The sequence below is a fragment of the Brucella sp. TWI432 genome (assembly GCF_039674445.1).
Taxonomy (GTDB): domain Bacteria; phylum Pseudomonadota; class Alphaproteobacteria; order Rhizobiales; family Rhizobiaceae; genus Brucella; species Brucella chromiisoli.
In genome coordinates this window covers 1-1,562 of the sequence record NZ_JBDJNL010000056.1, presented here as the reverse complement: position 1 = coordinate 1,562, position 1,562 = coordinate 1, and the positions used below count along the sequence as shown (strand labels likewise).

Sequence of the window (1,562 nt, the reverse complement as noted above, 5' to 3'; positions counted from 1 at the left end):
TTGACGCTCAATGCAGGCAGCAATGTCGACGTGACGTTGAATGGCGGACCGTCAATGAGCGAGCTTTTCCATGTCAACGGCAATCTGACCATCGACGGTACACTGACCGTGAACAAGAATAGCCAGATGGATGTCGGGGTCTATCGTATTTTCCAGTCAGACAATCCACTGACCGATAACGGTATGCAGATGGCTGCAGGAAGCGATCAGAACTATAGCCTGCAAGTGCTGCAACCTCAGGGGCAGGTCAATCTGGTTAACAGTGAGGGTCGCACCATGTCCTACTGGGATGGAAGCCAGATGATAGGCGATGGCACCGTCCATGGCGGCGATGGAACATGGAACGCAGCGAACTCGAACTGGACCGACCAGAACGGCAACGGCAATACTCCCTGGGCGGATGACGTTTTTGCCGTGTTTCAGGGCACCGGTGGTAAGGTCATGATTGAGAATGGCTTTACGCCGCGTGTCAACGGCATGCAGTTCTTCGTTGATGGTTACAGCGTTGAGGGAGGCACAATCACGCTGGGTGGAACGGATGTTCGGATCAACGTTGGTGACGGCGTGATGGAGCATGCCAACTATGTGGCAACCATATCCTCCATTCTCGACGGGCAGAATGGCTTTACCAAATCTGGCTATGGAACACTGAATCTGACAGGCCAGAACAGCTATAGCGGTACCACCACGGTGCAAGAGGGCACGTTGGAGCTGAGCGGAAACGGCAGCATTGCAAACAGCGCCGAGATCGTTCTTGCAAGCACAGAGTTTGACCGTGGCAAGCTGCTGATCAACAAGGATCAGGATTTTTCATTTGCAAACAAGGTGAGCGGCGTTGGTGCCGTTACCAAAGATGGCATCGGCACGACGACCTTCTCTGGCAATAACACGTTCAGTGGCGGGTTGACGGTTGCAGCAGGCGCTGCCAAAGCTGGCATTGCGGAGAATGCTTTTGGTTCGGGCAATGTGACCATCAAGGGCGGTGGGGTGCTTGATCTTGCCGACTTTAATGAAACCGTTGGCAGTCTTGTGGGTGAGAAAGCCGGTGACGGCACTATCACGCTTGGTTCGGGCACATTAACGCTCAATCAGAACCTGCATGGCGATTTCTCCGGTAAGATCTCCGGCACGGGTGGCATCACCAAGAATGGTAATGGTGATCTGGTGCTTTATGGTGCCAATGACTATTCGGGCAACACTGCTGTCAATGAGGGCGCGCTGGTTCAGGGGGCAGCCGGTGGCTTCTCAGCTGCTTCGCGCTATAGCGTGGCTAGTGGGGCATCGCTCGAACTTGGCGGTTTCTCCAGCACCATGGCCGGCTTATCCAATGGGGGCGATGTTTTCTTCGGCGGCAATGGCGGCACGGTGCTTAATGTGTCCGGCGATTATAACGGACAAGGCGGTACGCTGCATATGTGGGGTGTGCTTGGTGATGACAGTTCATTGATTGACCGGATGAATGTCAGTGGCAACACAGCCGGCACTTCCAAAGTCGACATCACCAACCGTCACGGTTTTGGCGCTAAAACCAATAACGGCATCGAGATCATCTCCGTGGGGGG

The 1,562-nt window shown here is 54.4% G+C and carries 1 protein-coding gene; it reads left to right on the top strand.

Going from position 1 to position 1,562, the window contains the following annotated elements; genetic code table 11:
• Positions 1-54: 54 nt before the first annotated feature.
• A partial coding sequence (locus tag ABE527_RS21565; RefSeq protein WP_499698252.1) for an autotransporter-associated beta strand repeat-containing protein occupies positions 55-1,562 on the top strand: 1,508 nt, incomplete at its 3' end.